Raw genomic sequence first — 22643 nt, 5'->3', positions numbered from 1 at the left:
CGTTCGCCGCCGATCTTACGGCCAGCGGCAGACGGCGCGCCCCGCACGCGCTTTTTTCATTTTTTCACTGCCCGACAGGATTGCCGGGCGCCGATCACTCGGCGATCGACTTGCTGGTGTAGTTCGCGTCGGCCTTGATCTCCGGTTCGGAGAAAGGCACCTTGAGCCACTTGCCCTCGCTGTAGGCGCGCGTGTAGTCGCCGTTGTGCGCCGAGGCCGGGTCGTCCGAGAGCGAGAAGGTCAGGAAGGTGTGGGCTTCCACGCCGCCGTCGGGGAAACGCACGACCTGCATGTAGCTGTTGCCGTTCGGGTTGCCGTCCATGGCGTAGCCGCCCTTGTCGAGCCGGTTCTCCGAGCAGGCGATGGTGAAGTAGCCCGGCCCGCCGCAGCCGCCGTACAGCGGGATCTTCTTGCCGCCGCGCGTGGCGAACAGGTAGTCGCCGCGTGGGGCATCCACTGCGTAGCCGCTGGCCTGCACGCGTGCCACTGCGGCTCCGAAGGCCTCGCGAAGCTGGGTGCTGGCGGCACTGTTGAGGCCGCGCGGCGTATGGATCGGGTCTGCCGGATCGAAGGGCACGGTGTAGAGCGAAGCTGCGGGAATCTGCGAAGCGCGATTCCAGAACTCGTCCCACAGGTGCGCCCCCTTCGCGCCGGTCACGCCCGTGCCGTCCCATGCCGTGAGCGCGGTACATGCAGCGCCCACATCCACGCTCGGGCCGATGGCCTCGGTGGTCAGCGGGTCCTTGGTCACCGCGATGGGCGTGCCGTCGCACACGATCGGCAGCACGTCGGCCTTGAACAGCTCCGCCGTCAGCACGCGGCTATTGAGCACCATGCGCTTGACGGTGTCGGGCGTCGCGCCCTTCGCGCCGTAGCTGTCGGAGCCGTCGATGCGTCCCTGCGCCAGCACGTTGCCCATGCGGGTGCGGAAACTCACGGGGTCGGAGCCGGCCGGGCCCATGATGGGCGGGAAGCCGGTCATCGGCGCCTTCGGGTTGGCGAGCCAGTAGCTGTCGTTCATGTTCGCCACGTAGTCGTCGCGCAGCAGGCTGGGCATGCGCGATGCGGCGATGGCGCCCTTCTGCGCCGAGTCGGCATCGGTCTGCCAGTCGCAGGCGCTGCGCGAGCCGTCGAAGATCGGCACGCGCGGCAGCACGGCCTGCATCGACGCGCCCGCCGGGGTGGTGCAGTCGGTGACCTGCGCGGGCGACACGTTGGGCACCGCGCCGATGTCGGCGTACCAGGCCTTGGCGCTGCCACGGCCCACGGCGACGGTATTGACCCACGGAATCGCGGTTTCTTCGCGCTGGATAGCGATGAACTCGTCGAGCGACTTCGCTTGGTTCCAGCGCAGCCAGTTGCGGAAGGTGCGGAAGTTCTCGCCGTTGATGTCGCGCATCGCGAGCGCGGTGGTCTGGCTCCAGGCCAGTGCCGAGTTCATCGGGGCCAGGTTGACCATCGGGCCGTATTCGCTCTTGTAGAGCGTGCGCGTGACCTGCGTCATCGCGCCGTCGGTGGCCTTCACCTTCACGGTGATGGTGGAAGGCTGCATCCTCACCGCGGCGCCGTCGCGCATGTAGCTGGTGGTGTCGCCCGCTGCGAGCTTCAGCTGGAAGAAGCCGAAACGCCGCGCAGTCGACACGGTGTGGCTCCACGCGATGTTGTCGTTGAAGCCGATGAGGATCACCGGAATGCCGAGGAACGAGGTGCCGCTGATGTTCAGCTCGCCCGGAATGGTGAGCTGCGCCTGGTAGAAGCGATCGGGCCCGCGCCAGTACCAGTGCGGGTTGCCGAAGAGCAGCGGGCTCGAATCGCCGGTGGCGGCAGTGCCGAAGCCGATCATGTTGCTACCCACGCCCTCATGGCCGCCCACCTGCAGTTCGGGCTCCTCGAGCTTCAGTGCCGCCATCTGCGTCGCCGCCTTCCTGTGGGCGGGACGATGCGCCGACACCTTGGTAGGCGCAACCACGGCAGGCGCCGTCGCGTTGGCGATGTTCGCGAGGAAGTTGCTGTAGCCGCCCGCGAGGTTCGCCGCGTACATGCGGCGGTAGATGTCCTCGGCGGTGATGGGCTGCACCCACGCTTCGTTGCGGCAGGCCGCATGGGCCGTGCCGCCGACCTTCACCTCGCGCACGTAGCGGTTGTAGCCGGCCGCGAAGCCGACGACGAGCTTCTTCAGGTTGTCGGGCTGGGCGTCGATCATCTTCTGCAGCACGTCGGCCGAGATGACATGCCGGTGGAAGAAGTCGGAGTCGATGTTCTTCGGCAGGCCGATGGTGCTGCTGGCCACCAGCTTCGCGTCGGCGCCGAAATACTGCGAGCGCTCGCCGCGGTAGGTGAGGAACGAGTCGGCCATGGTGCACAGGTCGTCCTCCGCCTGCGCGTAGCCGTAGCCATAGCCAACGCCCGGCCAGCTGTCGGCCTTGATGTGCGGCACGCCCATGGACGTGCGGCGGATCTCGGCCTTGTAGGTGGCCTCGGCCGGCGGATTCGTCGGCGTGGATGGCGAGGACGGGAAGAACACGAAGCCGTTGCCTCCGCCACCGCCACCGCAGGCGGTGAGCGCGGCGGCGGCGAGCGCGAGCAACGACGGCGGCACGACGCCGCGACGGATCGAAAGTCTCATGATGTCTCCAGTTGATGCTGATGCTCTCTTGACGGAGCGTCCCGGAGCTTAGGCAGCCTCGCAGCTCGCGGCTTGTACGCAGCCGCTGCGTTGCATGCGATGGCCCCTGCGGCCGATCGCGTCAGTGCAGCGGCGCGTTCTGGCCCCACGCGTGCGAGGCATGCTCATCGGCCGTCACGCGCACCTGGCTGGCCAGGAACGAAGGCGGCAGGCCGAAGTAGCGCTGGAAGGTGCGGCTCATGTGCGCCGCATCGGTGAAGCCGCTGACCAGTGCAACGTCGGTGAGCGAACGCTGCCCGGTGAACTGCTGCACCGTGCGGCGCACCTTGGTCCACAGCGCATAGCGCTTGACCGACACGCCCACCTGCTCGGCGAACAGGTGCGTGAGCCTGTCGGGCGAAAGGCAGGCCACGGCCGCGAGATCGCGCAGCGCGATCTGCCCCGCATGCGCGCGGATGGCCTGCAGCACGCGTTCGATGCGTGGATCGAGCGGCGCCTGCAGCTCGGGGCTCTCGGTGATGGTCTCGACCATCTTCGCGCTGAGCGACTGCAACCGCTCGTTGGGCAACGCGCCGCATTGCGCGGGCCCGAAGTCGTCGCGCAGCGCGCCGAAGCGCCGTGCGTCTATGGGCTGGATGCCATGGCCGCCCATGCGGCGCGCGAGCATGCGGTAGGCGCTGGAAGCGGGGTCGAGGTTGAGCGAAAGCAGCCCGCAGCCGTCGACGTCGAGCCGCCGCGACACGTGCGGCGCGACCAGCGCGGCGGTGCAGTGCACGCGGGTGCCGTCGACCGCCTCGAGCGTGAAGGGATGCCCGCTGACCGACGCCAGCAGCGTGGCCGACGAGCGGGCCGTCAGGCCCGACTGGATGGCCGGTGTGATGTAGAGGAACCTGTCATCCCACAGGTGCAGGAAGTTTTGCGTTGCCATGCCGTATCACTTTTGTTCTTGTCTCCAGCGGCGGATTCTCACGCATCGGCAACCCGGCCGGCTGCACGTGCTGGCGAACGGCCTCCAGCAGCAGCCCGGCAAGGCGGCTCGCGGGCGCCTCCGGCAGGGCCTGCGCACGATAGAGCACGAGCGATATCTGCGGCAGCGCGGGCAGCGCCAGCGTGGAGCGGTCGATGGCCCGCACGTGCGACGGCAGGCCGAATGGCGTGCGCACCGTCAGGCCCAGCCCGGCCGATGCCGCCGCCCACAGCGCGGCGAGGCTGGCGCTGCCGAAGGCACGGCGCCACGGCACGCCGGCCTTGTCGAGCGCGGTGATGACGATCTCGCGCAGCGGACAGGGTGCGTCGAGCATGATGAGCGGCAGCGGCTCCTTGCTCTCGGGCTGGCGTGCGCCCGCGCCGTGTTGCTGCTCGCGCTGCGTCCACCAGGGCGCCTCGACCCGCTCGGGCGTGCGCGGCCCGATCCACAGCAGGGGCAGCCGCGCGACGCGCTCGGCATACGGCGACAGCGGCTGGTCGCCCGCATCCCAGGCCAGCGCGAGGTCGAGCTGGCCGAGTTCGAGCCGCTCGCGCAGTTCGCCGCTGCGCGCCACGCAGGCCTCGATGCGCACCTTGGGATGCGCGCGTGCGAAGCGGCCCAGCACGGCCGGCAGCAGCGTCTCGCCGAAGTCTTCCTGAAGGCCCAGCCGCACCGAGCCCTGCAGGTCGACGCCGCGCATCGCGGCGCTGGCTTCGTCGTTGAGTTCGAGCATGCGGTGGGCATACGCCAGCAAGGTCTCGCCGGCATCGGTGAGCTCCAGCCCCCGGCCCGCCTTGCGGAATAGCGCGGTGCCGGCCTGCGATTCGAGCTTCTTCAGTTGCGCGCTCACGGCGGAGGTGGAGCGCCCCAGCTTGTCGGCCGCACGGGCGAAGCTGCCGAGCGCGATGCCGGTGGAGAAAGTGCGCAGCACGTCTAGATCGAACATCACCTGGCTCATTGCGGTTCCTTCGGGTTTCGTGGCGATCATCCTGTTTTTCAGGACGATTCGCCAATTATTTTCTGATTTTCAAAACCTTCGCCGAGGCGGAAACTGCCCGGCAAGATGACCCATTCGCCCCTTTCCCCCATCCCCTCTTCATTCACGCCGCGCCATCGCTGGAAGGTGCTGGCGGCAGGCGTGGCTGCCAACGCCGCCTTCTCGGTGGCCTTCAGCGGCATCCCGATGACCGCCGTGCTGATGCGCACCGGCTACCAGCTCGACAACGCCACCCTCGGGCTGGTGCTCGGCCTCATGGGGCTGGGCATCGCGGTGAGCGAGCTGCCCTGGGGCCTGCTGACCGACCGCTGGGGCGACCGCCCGGTTCTGCTGGCGGGCCTGGGCAGCACGGCGCTCGCGCTGGTCGCGATGGCGCTGTGGGCCGCGCCGGCCGCGGAGCACATCCCCGGGCTGGGCTGGCTCGGCAGCGGGCTGCTGCTGGTGGGGCTGCTCGGCGGCAGTGTCAACGGCGCCAGCGGCCGCGCGGTGATGACCTGGTTCGACGCCAGCGAGCGCGGCCTCGCGATGAGCATCCGCCAGACGGCCGTGCCGATGGGCGGCGGCATCGGCGCGCTGGTGCTGCCTTACGTCGCGCTGCACTTTGGCTTCGCGGCGCTCTATGGCCTGCTCGCGCTGCTGTGCGCGCTGAGCGCTGCCATGAGTTGGGCGTGGGTGCATGAACCGCCCATCGCGGTGGCCGGCGACACGGCTTTGCCGGCTTCAGCCGCCGCGCCGAAGAGCGGACCGCTGCGCGACGCGCGCGCGTGGCGCATCGTGGCCGGCATCGGCATTCTTTGCGCGCCGCAGTTCGCGGTGCTCTCCTTCGGCACGGTGTTCCTGCACGACTTCGGCCATGCGGGCCTGGCGACCATCACCGCGACGATGGTGTTCGTGCAGGTCGGCGCGATGGTCATGCGCGTATGGAGCGGCCGCTGGACCGACCGCAACAGGAACCGGCCGGCCTACCTGCGCGCCTGCAGCGGGCTCACGGTTCTCCTGTTCGCGGGCCTCGCCGTGCTGGCGCTGGCATCGGGCGCGCACGCGGCCGACTCGGCGGCGCTGCGCATCGCGCTGGTGATGCTGCTGGGCGTGAGCGGCGTGTGCGTGTCGGCATGGCACGGCGTGGCCTACACCGAGCTCGCCACGCTGGCCGGCGCATCGCGTGCCGGCACCGCGCTGGGCATGGCGAACACCAGCGTGTTCCTGGTGTGCTTCGTCACGCCCTTCTCCATTCCGCACCTGCTGGCGCTGCAGGGCTGGCCGATGGTGTGGCTGGCGGCCAGCGCCTGTGCGCTCGTGGCGATGCCGCTGCTGGTGGCTCGGCCCGCCGCCGCCGATCAGAAGCTCGCGAAGACGGCGTTGAGCCGCTCGACGTAGGCGCGCCTGGCGGCCTCGTCGATGAAGCTGCCCTCGAAGCTGTTCGCCGCGAGCTGCCAGGCCTGCTGCACGCTCAGGCCTGTGGCGGCGAAGGTCTCGGTGAAGTTCTGGTTCATGTAGCCGCCGAAGTAGGCCGGGTCGTCCGAGTTGACGGTGGCCACCAGCCCCGCGTCGAGCAGCGCGCCGAGGTTGTGCTTCGACAGGTCGGGGAACACGCAGAGCTTGAGGTTCGACAGCGGGCAGACGGTCAGCGGAATGCGGTCCTTCGCCAGGCGCTTCATCAATTCCGGGTCCTTGGTGCTCTGCACGCCGTGGTCGACGCGTTCGACCTTCAGCACGTCGAGCGCGCTCCAGACGTATTCGGGCGGGCCTTCTTCACCGGCATGCGCGACGAGGTGGAAGCCCAGCTCGCGGCAGCGCGCGAACACGCGGGCGAACTTCTCGGGCGGATGGCCCACCTCGCTCGAATCGAGCCCCACGCCGATGAACTTGTCGCGGTAGGGCAGCGCCTGCTCCAGCGTCTCGAAGGCGTCTTCCTCGCTCAGGTGCCGCAGGAAGCACAGGATGAGCGCGGCGCTCACGCCCAGCTTCGAGCGTGCATCGGTGCACGCGCGGTGCAGGCCGTTGACCACCGTCTCCATCGGCACGCCGCGCGCGGTGTGCGTCTGCGGGTCGAAGAACATTTCGGTGTGCACCACGTTGTCGGCCGCGGCGCGCTCCAGGTAGGCCCAGGCCATGTCGTAGAAGTCCTGCTCCTTGAGCAGCACGCTGGCGCCGGCGTAGTAGATGTCCAGGAAGCTCTGCAGGTTGGTGAAGGCGTAGGCCTTGCGCAGCTCCTCGACGCTGGCGTAGGGAATGGACACGCCGTTGCGCTGCGCGAGCGCGAAGATGAGCTCGGGTTCGAGCGAGCCTTCGATGTGCATGTGCAGCTCCGCCTTGGGCATGGCGCGCAGCAGCGCGGGCAGGCGGTCGGCGGCGATGCGGTCGAAGCTCTTGTCGTAGGTGGGGCGGAAATCGGTCATGGTGGGTGCGAACTGCTGCTGCGTTGTGATCCCGCACAGCATAAGGGCAGCCACCTGCCGGCGCGATGTCTGAAACCGTATAGGTCTCAGTCGATGCTGCGTGCCGAACTGGTGAGCGAGCGTGCGCACAGCAGCAGCGTGGGCGCCAGCTTGCGCACCGCCTCCTCCAGCGTCCAGCGGCTGGTGGGCGCCACCACGTGCACCGAGGCCACCGGCCGCCCCTGCGCGCCCAGCACGGGCGCGGCGATGGTCATGTCGCCGAGAAAGAGCTCCTCGGCATTGGTGGCGAAGCCCTGCTGGCGCGCCTGGCGAAGCTCTTCCAGGATCTCGTCCACGCCGGTGCGGGTGTGCATGGTGTGCGCCACGCGGTCGGAGGCTTCGATGAGCGCGCGCGCCTCATCCTCGGGCAGCGCGCTGAGAAAGGCGCGCCCCGAAGCGGTGCAATACATGGGAATGCGGCTGCCGATGGGCATGTGCACCGGCACGAACTGCGCGCTGACGAAGCGCGCCACATAGACCATGTCCAGCCCGTCGGGCTCGGTGAGGCAGGAGGTCTCGGTCGTCACCTTGGTGAGCTCCGACAGGAACGGGTTGGCCACGTCGATCAGCGAATGGGCCGCAAGGTAGTTGAAGCCGATCTCCATGACCCTGGGCGTGAGCTGGTAACGCCGCGTCTTCGGGTGCTTGCGCACGTAGCCCAGCTTCTCGAGCGTGAAGACCATGCGCTGGGCCGAGCTCTTGGTGATGTCGGTGGCCTCGGCCACGTCGGCCAGCGTCATGGTGCGGCGCCGGGCGCTGAAGGCGCGCAGCACGGCCAGGCCCTTCTCCAGCGACTGGTTGAAAAGCAGGCTCTGGCTGTCTTCGGGGGCTGTGTCGGGGGTGGCGTCCATGGCGGTGGAGTATAGCCACATCCCTCAAGAATATCGAACATCGATATTTATGATTCGACTAGTGGTTTGTATTTATTGTCTAGAGATTCAAAAGAATCGATTATTGGCATGCATGTTGCATCGCGCTGCCCCGCATCACTTTCCTTCGCTGCCTCTTTTTTCTTGTCTCTTTCTTCAACTTCCCTTGCTTCGAGGAGTGCTTCCATGAATCGCATCGTTCGCCGCCTTCATCGCCTGGCCCTGGGTCTTTGCATCGCCGGCGCCGCCTCGCTGGCCGCCGCGCAGGGCGCCGCGCCCACCTACAACGTGGGCGCCACCGCCACCGGCGTGCCCTTCACCTTCCTCGACGTGAAGACCAACAGCATCCAGGGAATGATGGTCGACACCGTCACCGCCGTGGGCAAGGCGGGCGGCTTCGGCGTGAACGTGCAGCAGACGGTGTTCTCGGCGCTGATCCCCTCGCTCACCGCGCGCAAGATCGACATCGTCTCGGCCGCCATGCTGAAGACGCCGGCGCGCCAGGAGGTGGTCGACTTCAGCGACCCGGTGTACTCCTACGGCGAGGGCCTGATCGTCAAGGCCGACGACACCCGCGCATACGTCTCGCTCGACGAGCTCAAGGGCGAGGTGGTGGGCGCGCAGGTCGGCACGGTGTTCCTCGACATGCTCAACAAGAAGGGCATCTTCAAGGAGGTGCGCAGCTACGACTCGGTGGCCGACATGACGCGCGACCTCTCGCTCGGGCGCATCAAGGCGGGCCTCGGCGACCAGCCCATCATGGCCTACCAGATCCGCCAGAACACCTTCCCGGGAGTGAAGCTGGTCGACAGCTACAAGGCAGTGAACGTGGGCGACGTGTGCTTGGTGGTGCGCAAGGGCGACACCGAGACGCTGGCACGCATCAACAAGGCGATCGCGGCGATCAAGGCCGACGGCACCCTGGCGAAGATCGTCCAGAAATGGGGGATCTGATGCACACCCCCAGGCTTCGCGCACTTCGTGTCGCTGCGCCAACCCCCTTGCAGGGGGCAACACCTGCGGCCCGGCAAAGCCGGTTCCGCGGTGTTCCCCGAACGGGCCTGCCTACGTCGGCCGGTCGATTCGGCGGGCTGCGCACCGCGCGACAGGACTGATGTAGATGGCTGCTCCCTCCTTCCTCCAGCACGCGCAGGACTTCCTGCCGATCCTCCTGCAGGGCGCGATCGTCACCGTGCAGGTGACCGTGCTCTCGTTCCTGCTGAGCAGCGTGCTCGGCCTCGGGCTCGCGCTGATGAAGCTCTCGCCGGTGCGCCCGTTGTCGATGGCGGCCACCGCAGTCATCAACGTGATCCGCGGTCTGCCGATCATCGTGCAGCTCTTCTACATCTACTTCGTGCTGCCGGATTTCGGCGTGCAACTCACGGCCTTCCAGGCCGGCGTGATCGGGCTGGGCATCGCCTATTCGGCCTACCAGGCGGAGAACTTCCGCGCCGGCATCGAGGCGGTCGACCCGGGCCAGCGCGAGGCGGCGCAGGCCATGGGCATGCGCTCGGCGCTGATCATGCGGCGGGTGATATTGCCGCAGGCCTTCCGCATCGCGCTGCCGCCCTACGGCAACACGCTGGTGATGATGCTGAAGGACTCCTCGCTGGTCTCGACCATCACCGTGGCCGAGATGACGCGCGCGGGCCAGCTCATCGCCTCGTCCACCTTCCAGAACATGACGGTCTACACGCTGGTCGCCCTGCTCTACCTGCTGATGAGCCTGCCGCTGGTGTACGGCCTGCGCCGGCTCGAGAAGCGCTTCGCCGCCGGGAGGAAGCAGCCATGATCCACGTCGAGGGACTCGAAAAGCGCTTCGGCGCGCACCGCGTGCTGCAGGGCGTGAGCCTGCATGTGGACAAGGGCGAGGTGGTGTGCCTGATCGGCCCGTCGGGCTCGGGCAAGTCGACGGTGCTTCGCTGCATCAACGCGCTGGAGTCGTACGAGGGCGGCGAGATCCGCGCCTTCGGCGAGCGCGTGGACCGCAACGCGCCGAACATCCACCGGCTGCGCAGCCGCATGGGCATGGTGTTCCAGCGCTTCAACCTGTTCCCGCACCGCACGGTGCTGGAGAACGTGATGGAAGGCCCCGTCTACGTGCTGCGCCAGAGCGCGGCGCAGGCGCGCGAGGAAGCGATGGCGCTACTGGCCAAGGTCGGGCTGGCCGAGAAGGCGCAGGCCTGGCCGGCGCAGCTCTCGGGCGGACAGCAGCAGCGCGTGGCGATCGCCCGCGCGCTCGCGATGAAGCCCGAGGCCATGCTGTTCGACGAGCCCACGTCGGCGCTCGACCCCGAGCTGGTCGGCGACGTGCTCGGCGTGATGCGCGCGCTGGCCGACGAGGGCATGACGATGATCGTGGTCACGCACGAGATGGGTTTCGCCCGCGAGGTAGCCGACCGCGTGTGCTTCCTGCACAGCGGCAGCATCGTGGAGGAAGGCCCGTCCGCGCAGGTGCTGGGCGCGCCGCGCCATGCGCGCACGCAGGACTTCCTGCGCCGCGTGCTGCATCCTTCCGGTGCCGCGGCGGCCGCGGAGGTGCGCGGATGAGCGCTGGCGCACTGCCACCCTCCCTTTGGGCCGCCACTGCGCCGCCGGCACCGCCGACGCCGCCGCTGGCCGAGTCGCGCAGGGCCGACGTGCTGATCGTCGGTGGCGGCTTCACGGGCCTCTCGGCCGCGTTGCACCTGGCCGAGGCCGGCGCACAGGTCTGCGTGCTGGAAGCGCACGAGCCCGGCTGGGGCGCCTCTGGGCGCAACGGCGGACAGGTGAACCCGACGCTGAAGCACGACCCCGACGAACTCGTGCGGATCTTCGGCGCCGGGCGTGCCGAGCCGCTGATCGACGCCGTGTCGCGCTCGGCCGACCTGGTGTTCGAATTGATCGCGCGCCACGGCATCGACTGCCAGCCGGTGCGCAACGGCTGGCTGCAGCTTTCCTATTCGCAGAAGGACGTGGCCGGCCTGCACGCGCGCGCCGCGCAATGGGCCAGGCGCGGCGCGAAGACGGAAACGCTGGACCGAGCGGCCGTCGCGGCGCGGCTGGGCACCGACACCTTCGCCGGCGGCTGGCTCGACGGCCGCGCCGGCGGCATCCAGCCGCTGGCCTACACGCGCGGGCTGGTGCGCGCCGCGCAAAGCCTGGGCGCGGCGGTGCACGGCGGCACCGAGGTCACGGCGCTGGAGCGGCGCGGCGCGCACTGGCACGCGAGCACGGCTACGGGCGCGAGTGTCACGGCCGAGCAGGTGCTCATCGCGACCAACGGCTACACCGGCGCGCTGTGGCCGGGGCTGAAGCGCACGGTGCTGGCGGCCAACAGCTTCATCGTGGCCACCGAGCCTCTGAAGGGCGCGGCGGCCGACGCCATCCTGCCGCGCGGCGAAACCGCTTCGACCTCGCAGCGCCTGCTGCTCTATTTCCGCAAGGACGCGCAGGGCCGCCTGCTGATGGGCGGGCGCGGCCATTTCGCCGATCCGGCCGGTCCGGCCGATTTCGCGCACCTGGAGCGCTCGCTGGAGCTGCTGTTCCCGCAGCTCGGGCCGCTGCGCTACGAGTACCGCTGGGCCGGCCGCATCGCCGTCACGCGCGACTTCATGCCGCACGTGCACACGCCCGCGCCGGGCATGACGATCGCGCTGGGCTACAACGGCCGGGGCATCGCGCTGGCCACGAGCATGGGCCGGCACCTGGCGGCGCGGATGCTGGGCGCGGGGGCGGATTTTCCGTACCCGGTGTCGCCGATCCGGCCGATACCGCTGCACGGACTGCAACGCTTCTATATCGCGGGCGGCGTGGCGTGGTACAGCCTGCTGGACCGGCTGGCCTGAAGCACGGGTCGCTGCAGAGTCGCCTAGGCGCGCGCGGCGCCTTGCCAGGGGCGCCGCGCGTGCGTCAAATGGCGGGCATCGACCACAACAGCCCCAGGAGACTCATGCCGATCGACACCCTCGCCACCTGGCACCGGCTCGTCAAGGAACGCGATGTCGCAGGGCTCGACGCCCTGCTCGACGACGCGGCGGTATTCCATTCACCGGTGGTGCACACGCCCCAGGTGGGCAAGCGCATCACGCAGAAATACCTGGCGGCGGCATTCCAGGTCTTCTTCAACGAGAGCTTCCGCTACGTGCGGGAGCTGAAATCGGAGCGCGACGCCGTGCTCGAATTCGCGCTGGAACTCGACGGCATCCAGATCAACGGCGTCGACATGATGAAGTGGAACGACGAAGGGAAGATCACCGAGTTCAAGGTGATGCTGCGCCCGCTGAAGGCCGTGAACCTGATCCACCAGAAGATGGGCGCCCAGCTGCAAGCGCCAAATTCCTAACCCCCTCGCGCGCCCCTCCCCATTCGCAGGACACCGCGGAACCGGCTCCGCCGGGCCGCAGGTGTCGCCCCCGGAAGGGGGTTGGCGAAGCGACACGAAGTGCGCGCAGCCTGGGGGAGAACCTATTCCGCCACTACCTGCAGCGTGCCCTGCTGGCTGTAGGCACGCACGCACATGCGGGTCAGCTGCACCAGGAACTGGAACACGGCCGGCTCGCCCAGGCAGTCGGGCGTGATCGCCATGATGTCCTTGCGCAGTTCCATCAGCCGGTTGCCCGACATCGCCATCTCGGCGGAGGCGCCGTAGTAGTTCCTCCAGAAGTCCTGCAGGAGACCTCGCTTGACCTCGTCGATCACCAGCGTGTAGCCGCGCTCCCAGACCTCCTCCTCCATCGGCAGGCAGTCGACCTGCGGATCCTCCAGGTGGCCGCCCCGAGGCACCAGGCACACGCGCCGCATGGCCACTCTCTCAACTGTTGCTTGCCGCATGTGCATGGCCGGACTCCTGGAATTCGATGGCCGCCGCCGGCACCGTGCCGGGGGGGGCTGGGTGGACAGGGTGGCGGGTGCTTCTTTTCTTCATGGTCGTCGTCCTCAACGAAGCCACAAGGCGTGTGACAGGCTTGGAGTTCTTCATGCCGCCGCGAGCATGCGCAGGCGGCTTGCGTTCGAAAGCGCCAGGCTCTCCGGCTGGTCCCAGCTTCCGTCCGCGTTCAGCGTGGTGGTCAGTGCATAGACGCCGGGCGGGTACGCCAGCTCCAGCGGGTTGCCGATCGCGCCGACGTCGATCACGTCGCCTTCCTCGAAGTCGCCGTAGGCGATGAAGTACTTCGGATGCGGCGAGAAGGTCAGGTTCTGGCCGGTGCGCGCCTGCACCGCGTACACGGTGCTGCCGCCCATGGTCACGCCCACGGCGGCGGCCGACCTGGCCGGAATGGCCGTCGACTGGGCCAGATAGAGGCGCGACTGCTCAGGCCCCTGCGAGGGATTCACGAACCGGTAGGTGCGATTGCAGTCGAGCGTGATCTTGTTGTTGGCGCCGCTCGGCTCGTAGGTTTCGGTGGGGGTGAACTGCACGCCGGGCTGCAGCTCGCCCGTTTCGGCCCAGGCGAAGCCCACATCGACGCTCCACTGGAACTTGACGCGGGAGGTCGGCCCCGGGTTGGAGAACCTGGCGAACCAGGCCAGCGACAGCGCATTCGGCGCCAGTTGCGTCGGGTCGTTCTGGAACACCATGAAGTAGGCCGAGTGGCTTGCATGGTTGTTGACCGTGACGGAATAGATCATTCCCATGACGACTTCCCGAATGAAACAGAGTGGTGGGCGGCAGTACGGGCCACGATGGCACCGTGCTGGACCTCACTCTAGGGAGCGCAGGGGGTGATTTGAATTACAGACGATTACAGAGGTTGCGCTCCGCCACGAATTTCGAAGGGGTAGTTGCCCAGGCGCACGGTACCGCGCCGGCGCTCGACCAAAGGCGGCTCGGCCAGGTGCGCCGGCAGCGCGTTCAGGATCTGGTGCTTGGCGCGGAAGATCTGGATGTTCACGTAGGAAGGCTCCACCCCCAGCATGCGCGACAGCTCGTCGAGCCCGACCCAGCCCTGGCTCTGCGGCGCGATGCCGCGCTGCGCGTCCTTCTGGCGCAGGCGCGCCAGCGTGACCAGCGTGTAGTGGTGAATGCGCTCGCCCAGCGGCACCGACCTACCCTGCGCCACCAGGTTCAGGCTGGTGTGCTCCTCGTTCTGGCTGACCTCGAAGTGCAGGGCCACGCCGGCCGACATCGGCACCGGCATGGGCGTCGATATGGGCGTCTCGGAGGTGAGGTCCAGGTCGTCGCACAGCACGAACTCCCAGGTGCCGGACGAGGTGCGCACCGTGGCGCCGTCGCTCAGCAGCTCGATGCCGTCGATGTGCTCCAGCATCCACTTGCCGTCCTGGAAATACACGTTCGCCTCGGGCTCGTGCTCGTCCGGCAGCAGGTTCTCGCGCAGGTTCAGCTCCACGATGCCGCCGGCTTCGTCGACGCCGGACGGAAAGAGGCAGGTGGCCGGCGGCGAGAGGTCTTCCACGGTCCAGACCGACTCGTCGCCGATGCCCATGCGGACCTCGGCGCCGGCCGGCAGCGCGGTCCAGCGGCCGCTGGGCAGGCGCTGGCCGTTCAGCGTGGTGCCGTTGCGGCTCTGATCGGCGATTTCCCACGCCTGCCGGCTCCAGCGCACCATCGCGTGGACCTGGGACACGTCGGGCGCCTGCAGCACCGTCTGGCAGACCGAGGCGCGCCGGCCGAATGCATGTACCGGCCGCAGCACGGTGGCACGCCGGTCGAGCTTGTTCCTGAAGATGGCCATCGCCGCATTCTCCTACGCGATCTCACACGTACAGCGCCTGCGGATTCAGGTCGCCTTCGCGCAGGGAAGTGTCGCGCCATCCGAGGGCGACCGGCACGCCGTACAGGCGCGGATTGCCAAGCTCCGGCCAGATGTGGCACAGGCCCGGCACCACCACCTTCACCGTGCACAGGGGGAGATCGGGGCGGGTGTGGTCCAGGACGATGGTTTCCAGGCCGAGCGAGGCGGCGATGCCGACGCAGCGGCGGATCTCCCCGGCGATGTCGGACCGGGCGGCGGGGGCCGCCGCAACCGGCGCGGCGCCTGCCGGCAGGAGAAAGGCCGGCGGCCCCTCCTCCCCGGATTCGGCGGCCGGCACCGCGAAGCTCTTGCCGGCCGCGATCAGCTGGCTCATCTCCGTGAGCGCCCGCTCGCATGCCAGCGCCCGGTCGGGGCTGCACCCGAAGCCGACGGCCCAGGCGCCCGTGTCCAGATGACGACCGACGGCGACGACGACCGGAATGCCGAAATCGTGCGTGATGTCGAGCACCCAGCGCTCCCAGCGCGGGCCGCAGGTGCGCTCGATGCGCTGGAGGATCTCCGCAGACAGGCTGTCGAGCCCGACCGCCGGCCTGCGGTGCCGGCCGTACCACCAGATGGCGGCGGCGTCGCGCTCCACCAGTTCGAGAAAGCCCTGGAGGATGGCTTCCTCGCGCGTATTCCCCGCCGCGCAGCCGTTGGAGGTCCAGCCCACGTGGAACTGGCTCTGCGCCGGTGCGTTGGCGAAGCAGAAGGCCAGCGGCAGGTAGCGGGGCTCGTCGGCGGTCAGCGACCAGGCGGGCGTCCACCATGACGCTGCTTCCTGCGGCGCGGCGGACGTGGCCACGGCGTGCGGCGGCTTGTGCGTGTGGAAGCGTTCGCGCTGCCGGTCGCTGAAGAGCGCCAGCGCCTGCGGCTCGATGCAGGGCGCGTCCAGGTCGGCCGCGGGCGCGATCACCCAGGCCTCGTCGCCCTGGAAGAAGGCCGAATGCCGCTCGGCCGCCTCGCAAAGCGCGCTGGCGCGGGACTGCTCCATCGCCATGCCCTTGCCCAGGCACACCTGGGTCAGCACGCCGGGCAGTTCGTCGTCGCCGGCCGGCGGCGTCCTGAAGATCTCGCTGCGGTAGACCGTCAGCGCGCCCTCGGCCTCGGCGTTCAGCGGCACGATGCGCGCGACCGCGCCGGTGAGCGGGCTGACATGGCGCATCAGCCGCTGCACGGTGACCGAGGCCGGCACGGTGCGCCAGCCGCCGTCGTGGCTCGCGGTGGGCAGGCCGGGCGCCAGCACGACGCGCTCGCGCTGCCGGTGCGCCACGAGATTCGGCGTTCCGCAATGCGGGCATTGCGGGCGGACGGCAACGAAATGAGGCTGCGGCGAATCCAGCGTCCGCACCTGGGCGCCATCCGCCTGCGCCACGATGTCGAGCGCGATCGGGAGCAGCTGGCCGAGACGCTCGGCGACGAGCCCTTCGCCGGCACGCACCGGCGCGCCGCTTTCTTCGTTTCCGTGGCGCGATTGCCACCAGGCACGTGCCGGGCGGTTCCGGAGCCAGCGATGCGCGAGGCAGTGCCAGCACGGGCTGGAGGACCTGAAGACCGGGCCGGCCATGGCCTGCTCGCCGGTCGGCTTGACCAGCAGCCAGGGCCGGCCCGCGGCACGCTGCTGCGCGTCGATGACGGCAAGCCGGGGGTCGAGATAGTCGTCGCAGAAGACCAGGGTGAGGCCGGTGCCGGCGGGCAGCGACCGTGCCCAGTGGCCGGGCACATCGCCGCCGACGGCCTTCGACAGCGCGACCGCGTCCACATCGCCGGACAGGGCGGTGCGCACGGGCACCGCCGAATAATCGGGAACCAGCCAGGAATCGGTGTCGCCCTTCGCGACAGACCGGACCAGCCCCTGGCGCGCCAGCGTCTCCAGCGCATGGAGCATCTGCGCGAGCTGCGCGGCGGCTTCCCCGGTACGGCAATAGGCGGCGAGGCTGACGCCTTCGCGAAGCACCCGCTCCAGGGCCATGACGCCGGGCGAGCCCAGCACCAGCAGGTCGTTCTCGCTGGCCAGCAGCAGGCGGTCTTGAAGCACCACCGGCGGCAGGAACCTGTCGTGCCAGCGGAAGACGTCGGAGAAGAAATCGGGCGCCACGGCGCTATTCATCGCCGTGGCGCCCCAGTCCGAGGCGCACCACGCCGTAGGGCGATGCGCCGGTCGTGGCCCGGAATGCCGCTTCGAAGAGCCGGTGCTTTTCCGAGAACTGCCCGTAGATGTGGTCTTCCGAGAGCACCCGCATCGACGGATGCAGGCGCGCGATCTGCGCGGCGTTCTCGAAGCCCGAAACCACCGGCAGCCGCATGCCGCCCACGGCCATCGACTGGGCCGCGAGCACCGGATGCACGTGGTCGAGCACGACGACGCAGGGTGCCGTGCCTTGCGCGAAGCGATCGGCAAGGCTGCGCAGCACGGTCTCCAGCGGAGACTGCGGCAGGTAGGGGCACACGCCCTCCAGCATCACGAGCACCGGCCGGTCGCCCGGCAGGCCGGCGGTGTCGAGCCAGCGCTCGTCGAGCACGGAGCAGGCAATGTCGGCGCCCTCGCCTTCATCGGCGTGCGGTACGTGTTGCGCCCGCAGCCCGATGGCATCGGGCAGGTCGATGTGGAGCCAGCGCGAGCGCGCCACCGAGGCGGCGCCGAGCCGGCTGCGGCGCGTGCACAGCCCCGCGCCCAGCGTGATGCACAGGGCGTCGGGATGATCCGAAAGAAAACCGGCCGCGAAGCGGTCGAAGAGCGCGGCGCGCAGCACGATGCTGCGCACGAAGGCCGGGTCGGCCGCATAGGCCGAGATGTCGAAAGGCAGCGACGCGGCGATGCGCCGTGCCTCGGGATCGGAGAACACCGACGCATCGGCCACGGCGCCGGAATTGGCGCGCGCGGCCAGCGTCAGCAGGAGCGTGGCCGTGGCGCCCTGCAGCGCGGGCGCGCTTGCGGCCGGCTCCTGCCCTGTCGCGGACTCAGCAGGTGAAGGGATAGGGGTCGCCCGTGTTGTTGTACGAGGTCAGCGCGATGGCGCGCATGTTCTCTTCCACCGGTGCCGTCGGGTAGTTCAGGCGGATGGCGTTCTTGATCGCGGTGCCGTCGGCGTTCTTCTGGTTCCATTCGCACTTCGTCGCGTCCCAGGTGAAGGCCGAGTTGGTGGTGAACAGGATCTTGAAGTTGAACGGGTTGTTGTAGCCCAGCCATTGGCTCAGCACGTTCGCCTTGTCGGTCTCGGGGTCGCGGGTCAGCTCGTACTGCAGCTCGGGCGACTGCCATGCGATGGCGATCGCGCGCAGCACCACGCCGCCGAAGGCCAGCAGCGAGCCCTCGTTGCCGCCGGGAATGCCCAGGCCGGTGGGCAGCGCGCCGCCCACGATGCCGGGAGGAATCTCGAAGGCAGCGGAAGAACCCATGAAGTTCGGGAACAGCTGGTAGTAGGCGGCCAGGGCTTCGGTGGCGTTCGAGGCCGGTGCCTGCGGCAGAACGATCACGAAGGAATCGTCGGGGCCGACCCAGCCGGAGGTGAGCATCGGCTTCCATTCGGCGCGCTGGGCCGGATCGGGGCTCTGGAACAGCGACACGTCCAGCTGCGGCCAGGCCGTCGGCAGGCCGAAGTCGCGGTGCAGCATCGGCTGGATGTCCTGCTGGTCGAGCAGTTCGCGGCGGTAGGCGTCGTCCTGCCACGAACGGGCGATGGCGCGCAGGTAGGCCAGGCGGAACTCGAGCAGCGGATCACCGCTTTGGACTTGGAAAGTCATGATTACTTCATCCTTGGTTCAAGAGGAAATCGGCGCGTGCGTCGGCACGCGCGCGGGCAACTCCGGCCGCAGGCCGGCCAGATTCTTCAGGCGCTCGGCAATGTCCGGCGAGGCGGAATCCGCCAATGCCTGCATCGCCGCCAGGGCCTCGTATTCGGTTCTGTGCTTGGCGCCCTCGCGCGCCACCTCGGCCGCCTTCGCGAAGCACGCGGCCACCGTCTCGCGGTCGCCGCCGGCGGCCTGCAGGTAGCGGGCCTTCTGCAGGTGCAGCTCCGAGCGGTAGAGCCCTTCCTTGAGCTCGTCGGTCATGCGCAGGCATTCGTCGATGCGCTCCAGCGCCTCGTCCCAGCGGCCGTTGGCGGCCAGCGTGTCGGCGGCGAAGGCGCGGTAGTAGGTCTGGCAATAGCGGCAGCCCATGGCCCACAGTGCCTGTATCCAGGCATCGGCCGCCGCGATGTTGTCGACGTCGCCTGTGGCCCAGCAGCGGATGATCTCGGCGTAGCCCTGGAACGCCGGCAGGCCGTAGCGCTGCGTGATGCCCAGCAGCTCGCCGGTGCTCACCAGCGCGCGCGCCTTGTCGTTGCGGCCCTGGTGGCCCAGGCTCTGGTAGAGCAGCGCCATGCTCAGCGACGGGATGTGCGACATCTCGCGAGCCCAGCGCACGGCATTGGTGGCGTCGGCGCGCGCGGCGGCGTCGTGGCCCGCGAACCAGCGCACCAGCGCGCGGCCGGTGGTCGCCCACACGCGGGTGTCGAAGCCGAAGTCGGCCGCATGGTGCGCGTGGGCCTCGGGGTTGTAGCGCTCGACGGCGTCGGTGAGCGACTGCTCGGCGCGCTCGAAGTCGCCGTCGGAGTAGTGCGCGAGGCCGAGGTAGGTCTGCGCCGCGACGAACACGCCCTGGTCCTGCTGCTGCACGGCCTGGTCGAGCAGGCGGTTGCTCAGCTGCTGCACCTCGGCGCGGTTGCTCGCCACGTGGTGGAAGGTGATCAGCGTCCACAGGTGCTGCACCTGCTTCTCGCGCGGCACCTCGTCGGACAGCAGTTCCTGCGACAGCGCGATGCGGTCGACCACCTGCGCATGCGCCCAGCCGTACTTGTTCATCATGGCCTGCGTGACGTAGCTGTTCACGTCCAGCCGCGCCTCGCGCTGCGCCTCACCTTCCAGGTGCGCCATCCAGCCGTCGATGTGTTGCGCGTAGGAAATCGTTTCGTCGTTGAGCGAGCGGTGCTGCGTGATGCGCAGCTGGCGCACCGCCAGCGCCACCGCCTGCGCGTGCTCGTCGGCGTCGGCCCAGTGCTGGGCCACGCTGCCGGGCTCGCTAGCCACGTGCTGCGGCTGGCTGTCGATCAGCGTCTGCGCGACGTTGCGGTGCAGCTGCCGGCGCTGCGCGACCAGCATGCTCTCGTAGGCGGTGTCGCGGATCAGCGCGTGGCGGAAGATGAAGCTGCCCGGCTGGCCCGCAGGCGCGACCAGGCCCGCGTCGAGCAGCACGGACATGTCCTTGTCCATCGCCTCGGCGCTCTTGCCCGAGCAGGCGCACAGCAGTTCGGCCTCGAACTGGCGCCCGATGGTGGCGGCGAGCTGCAGCAGGCCCTTGACGGCGCCGAGCCGGTCGAAGCGGCTCACCAGAGAGTCCCGCAGCGTGACCGGAATCGCCGCCGGCTGCGCCGTGTCCTTGAAGACCCAGACGTGGTCCTTCTCGACCAGGTAGGCGTCGAGCATCATGCGCGCCATTTCCTGGATGAACAGCGGCACGCCGTCGGTGCGCTGCACCACGTTGTCGATCACCTGCGGCGCGACGGCGCGCGGCGCCAGCGCCTGCCGCGCCAGCTCGGCGGCCTGCACATCTTCGAGCCGGCGCACCTCGATGCACTCGGCCTGCATGGCCTCGGGCTTCACCCATTCGGGGCGCGCGGTGAGCACCAGCAGCACGCGCCGCTGCGGCAGCTGGGCGATGAGCTGCTCGACGAACTCGATGGTCGTGGGGTCGGCCCAGTGGACGTCCTCCAGAAGCAGCAGCAACGGCGAGGTCTCGGCCATGTGCAGCAGCCACTGCGCGATCGACTGCAGCAGCAGCGCCTTCTGCATCGGCGGCGACATCTGGCTCGGCGCACGGTCGCCCAGCGGCAGCGACAGCCACGCGCAGAAGATCGGCAGCACGGCCTCGCCATCGCAGCCTGCGGCCTGCAGGGCCTCGCGCAGGCGCTCGCGGCGGGCCTCGGGCGAAGCGGCGTCGGGCATGGCGTCGAGCCGCTGGCGCAGCAGCGCGAGGAACGGCGTCAGCGCGTTGTTCTGGTTCTCGGGCTGGCACTGCGCGACGACAGTCTGCAGGCCTTCCTTGGCGACCTGCTCGCGCAGCACGTCGGCCAGGCACGACTTGCCGATGCCCGGCTCGCCGCGAATCCACACCGCGCCGCCCTGCCCTTCGCGGGCCCGGGTCCATGCCGAGCGCAGCTGCTGCAGCTCGGCCTCGCGGCCGATGCACGCCTTGTGCAGCGCCTGCTCGGCGAAGCCGTCGGAGGCCAGCGCCTGCTGCTCGCCACCGAGGCGGTAGGTCTGGATGCCGCCTGACTGGCCCGGCAGCGTGACGGTGCCGGCCTTGTCGAAGCTCGCGTGGCGGCTCAGCAGGCGGTAGCTGCTCTCGCTCGCCAGCAGCGTGCCGGTGTCGGCCACGCCTTCGAGCCGCACCGCGACGTTGACGGCATGGCCCGAGGGGATCTCGCCGGCCGCGACGATCGCCATGCCGGTGTGCATGCCCATGCGGATGCCGAGGTGCACGCCGTGTTCCTGCTCGATGGCGGCGGAGCGCTGGCGGCTCAGGGCGATGAGTTCCATGGCCGTGCGGCCGGCCTGCCGCGCGTCGGTGTCGCTGGCGTGCGGATAGCCGAAGAGCACGATCATCCGGTCGCCCAGCGTGCCCGCCAGCAGGCCGCCGCGGCGCGTGGCGGTCTCGGAGAACAGGGCCAGTTCGTTGCGCTGCAGCAGCTCCAGGTTCTCGATGTCGGAAGGCAGGGCCTCGTCGGCGCTCTCGTCGTCGGCCGCGTCGGGCCACACCGAGACGCTGCAGCACAGCACGGTGAGCTGGCGCTTCTCGGAGAAGCCGCGCGTGGTGATCACGGTCTGCGCGAGCGCTTCGTCCTGCGCCTGCTTGGCCGAACGCAGCACGCCCACGAGGTCGTCCAGCCGCAGGCGTCCGAGTTCGGCCAGCAAGGTGGCGGCGGAATCGCTGCGGTCGGCCGCCTTCTTGCGCAGCGCCTGGCGCAGCACGGAGGCGACCGGGTGGCTGGCGATCTCTGCGGGCAACGGCACCTCCTGCGGGCTGAGCTGCTGGTGAAGGATCTCCGCCGCCGAGGCGCCGCGGATGGCGGGCGCACCGGTGAGGCACTCGATGAACATCAGGCCCCACGCGTACAGGTCGGACTTCACGCCCGGCGGCTCGCCGCGCAGCTGCTCGGGCGCGCTGTAGGCCGGCGTGCCCAGGGCCTCGTCGGTCATCGTGAGCGTGGGGAACTCGTCGCCGCGGTTCGAGGGAATGACGGTGCCGATGCCGAAGTCCAGCACCTTCGCGTGCGGAACGGCGCCGGTGAACGTGACCATCACGTTGTCGGGCTTCAGGTCGCGGTGCACGATGCCCGCGCTGTGCGCGCAGTCGAGTGCGTCGAGCACCTCGGCCATCAGGTGGCCGGTCTCGGTGGCCGTGAGCGCGCCCTTGCGCCGGATCAGGCTGGTGAGCGTTTCTCCGGGCACGTACTCGAAGACGCCGTAGACGCAGGGCCCCTGCTCGCCCTTGTCGAGCAGCTGCACGATGTGCGGATGGTGCAGCGAGGCGCACAGCTTCGTCTCGCGATGGAAGCGCGCCACGCGCTGGCTGCCCACCTGCAGCTTCACGACCTTGATCGCGACCACGGTGCCCGTGCTTCGCTGCAATGCGCGATAGACGATGCCGTAGCCGCCGGCGCCCAGCTCCTCCAGCAACTCGTAACCCGGAATCTCCAGCGGCTCGGGCAAATTCGGCTGCGACGCCGCGTGCGTGGGATTGGTGACTGCGTCCTGCATTTCAGTCTCGTCGTGATGGAGCGTGGATGGTCCTCCGGGACTTGCCTCGGACTGCGTTCCGCCCTGCGACGGCACGCAATAGTGACACTAATTGTTACTTTAGCGGAGGCCGAGAGGTTTCAGGTAGGTAACCCCTTAAAAAAAGAAAACCCGCAACATGTGCGGGTCGTTAGAACTTTTCGGTGTATATGAAGCGCCCGGCGCAGCCCGGG

Annotated in this window: 19 protein-coding genes; 6 read left to right on the top strand and 13 right to left on the bottom strand. The window is 69.2% G+C overall.

From position 1 onward, the window contains the following. Positions 1–94: 94 nt before the first annotated feature. The 3 genes from EJP67_RS24595 to EJP67_RS24585 all read right to left on the bottom strand — a co-directional run bounded on the left by EJP67_RS24595 (position 95) and on the right by EJP67_RS24585 (position 4551). Positions 95–2626: a penicillin acylase family protein gene (locus EJP67_RS24595; protein ID WP_126024337.1), complete on the bottom strand. Its 2532-nt coding sequence runs from the start codon at positions 2624–2626 to the stop codon at positions 95–97. Positions 2627–2747: 121 nt separating this feature from the next. After that, complete coding sequence (locus EJP67_RS24590; RefSeq protein WP_126024336.1) at positions 2748–3554, bottom strand: helix-turn-helix domain-containing protein; 807 nt, start codon at positions 3552–3554, stop codon at positions 2748–2750. Next, positions 3520–4551 (bottom strand): LysR substrate-binding domain-containing protein, encoded by a 1032-nt coding sequence (locus EJP67_RS24585; RefSeq protein WP_126024335.1) that lies wholly within the window; start codon positions 4549–4551, stop codon positions 3520–3522. The genes EJP67_RS24590 and EJP67_RS24585 overlap by 35 nt, the downstream gene beginning before the upstream one ends. Positions 4552–4656: 105 nt before the next feature. Between EJP67_RS24585 and EJP67_RS24580 the strand changes: the two genes are divergently transcribed. After that, a complete protein-coding gene (locus EJP67_RS24580; protein ID WP_126024334.1) occupies positions 4657–5967 on the top strand; it encodes an MFS transporter in 1311 nt (436 codons plus the stop codon). Here EJP67_RS24580 and EJP67_RS24575 read toward each other — a convergent pair. The 3 genes from EJP67_RS24575 to EJP67_RS33695 all read right to left on the bottom strand — a co-directional run bounded on the left by EJP67_RS24575 (position 5928) and on the right by EJP67_RS33695 (position 8085). Next, on the bottom strand, positions 5928–6989 hold the full coding sequence (locus tag EJP67_RS24575) for an adenosine deaminase (protein ID WP_206169552.1): 1062 nt from the start codon (positions 6987–6989) through the stop codon (positions 5928–5930). The genes EJP67_RS24580 and EJP67_RS24575 overlap by 40 nt on opposite strands. Positions 6990–7075: 86 nt before the next feature. Next, on the bottom strand, positions 7076–7879 hold the full coding sequence (locus tag EJP67_RS24570; protein WP_126024332.1) for an IclR family transcriptional regulator: 804 nt from the start codon (positions 7877–7879) through the stop codon (positions 7076–7078). Positions 7880–7926: 47 nt separating this feature from the next. Next, positions 7927–8085 (bottom strand): hypothetical protein, encoded by a 159-nt coding sequence (locus EJP67_RS33695; protein ID WP_165909691.1) that lies wholly within the window; start codon positions 8083–8085, stop codon positions 7927–7929. Here EJP67_RS33695 and EJP67_RS24565 point away from each other — a divergent pair. From EJP67_RS24565 to EJP67_RS24545, 5 genes are all read left to right on the top strand, one after another. Continuing rightward, a complete protein-coding gene (locus tag EJP67_RS24565) occupies positions 8084–8851 on the top strand; it encodes an ABC transporter substrate-binding protein (protein ID WP_126024331.1) in 768 nt (255 codons plus the stop codon). The two genes, EJP67_RS33695 and EJP67_RS24565, sit on opposite strands and share 2 nt — an antisense overlap. Positions 8852–9017: 166 nt before the next feature. Continuing rightward, positions 9018–9689: an ectoine/hydroxyectoine ABC transporter permease subunit EhuD gene (gene ehuD, locus EJP67_RS24560; protein WP_126024330.1), complete on the top strand. Its 672-nt coding sequence runs from the start codon at positions 9018–9020 to the stop codon at positions 9687–9689. After that, positions 9686–10447: an amino acid ABC transporter ATP-binding protein gene (locus EJP67_RS24555; RefSeq protein WP_126024329.1), complete on the top strand. Its 762-nt coding sequence runs from the start codon at positions 9686–9688 to the stop codon at positions 10445–10447. The genes ehuD and EJP67_RS24555 overlap by 4 nt, the downstream gene beginning before the upstream one ends. Beyond that, positions 10444–11724 (top strand): NAD(P)/FAD-dependent oxidoreductase, encoded by a 1281-nt coding sequence (locus EJP67_RS24550; RefSeq protein ID WP_126024328.1) that lies wholly within the window; start codon positions 10444–10446, stop codon positions 11722–11724. Before EJP67_RS24555 ends, EJP67_RS24550 begins: the two co-directional genes overlap by 4 nt. Before the next feature lie 104 nt (positions 11725–11828). Then, positions 11829–12221: a nuclear transport factor 2 family protein gene (locus EJP67_RS24545; protein ID WP_126024327.1), complete on the top strand. Its 393-nt coding sequence runs from the start codon at positions 11829–11831 to the stop codon at positions 12219–12221. A gap of 122 nt (positions 12222–12343) precedes the next feature. Here EJP67_RS24545 and EJP67_RS24540 read toward each other — a convergent pair whose 3' ends face one another. The 7 genes from EJP67_RS24540 to EJP67_RS24510 all read right to left on the bottom strand — a co-directional run bounded on the left by EJP67_RS24540 (position 12344) and on the right by EJP67_RS24510 (position 22431). Further along, positions 12344–12679: a hypothetical protein gene (locus EJP67_RS24540; protein WP_126024326.1), complete on the bottom strand. Its 336-nt coding sequence runs from the start codon at positions 12677–12679 to the stop codon at positions 12344–12346. Positions 12680–12853: 174 nt separating this feature from the next. Next, the gene (locus EJP67_RS24535; RefSeq protein ID WP_240650771.1) at positions 12854–13513 is read right to left on the bottom strand and encodes a hypothetical protein; all 660 of its coding nucleotides are present in this window, start codon (positions 13511–13513) and stop codon (positions 12854–12856) included. Between the two features lie 107 nt (positions 13514–13620). Beyond that, positions 13621–14571 (bottom strand): FHA domain-containing protein, encoded by a 951-nt coding sequence (locus EJP67_RS24530; protein WP_126024325.1) that lies wholly within the window; start codon positions 14569–14571, stop codon positions 13621–13623. 22 nt (positions 14572–14593) lie between these two features. Next, positions 14594–16741, bottom strand: coding sequence for a TOMM precursor leader peptide-binding protein (locus EJP67_RS24525; protein WP_126024324.1), 2148 nt, complete (start codon positions 16739–16741; stop codon positions 14594–14596). Further along, positions 16734–17492: a class I SAM-dependent methyltransferase gene (locus EJP67_RS24520; RefSeq protein WP_126024323.1), complete on the bottom strand. Its 759-nt coding sequence runs from the start codon at positions 17490–17492 to the stop codon at positions 16734–16736. The genes EJP67_RS24525 and EJP67_RS24520 overlap by 8 nt, the downstream gene beginning before the upstream one ends. A gap of 100 nt (positions 17493–17592) precedes the next feature. Next, positions 17593–18375, bottom strand: coding sequence for a BMA_0021/BMA_0022 family TOMM bacteriocin (locus tag EJP67_RS24515; RefSeq protein WP_126024322.1), 783 nt, complete (start codon positions 18373–18375; stop codon positions 17593–17595). Positions 18376–18393: 18 nt separating this feature from the next. Then, a complete protein-coding gene (locus EJP67_RS24510) occupies positions 18394–22431 on the bottom strand; it encodes a TOMM system kinase/cyclase fusion protein (RefSeq protein WP_126024321.1) in 4038 nt (1345 codons plus the stop codon). Positions 22432–22643: the final 212 nt, after the last annotated feature.

Origin of the sequence: Variovorax guangxiensis, assembly GCF_003952165.1 — a bacterium.
In the GTDB taxonomy this organism is placed as follows: domain Bacteria; phylum Pseudomonadota; class Gammaproteobacteria; order Burkholderiales; family Burkholderiaceae_C; genus Variovorax; species Variovorax guangxiensis.
This window is presented reverse-complemented; position numbering and strand designations above follow the sequence as displayed.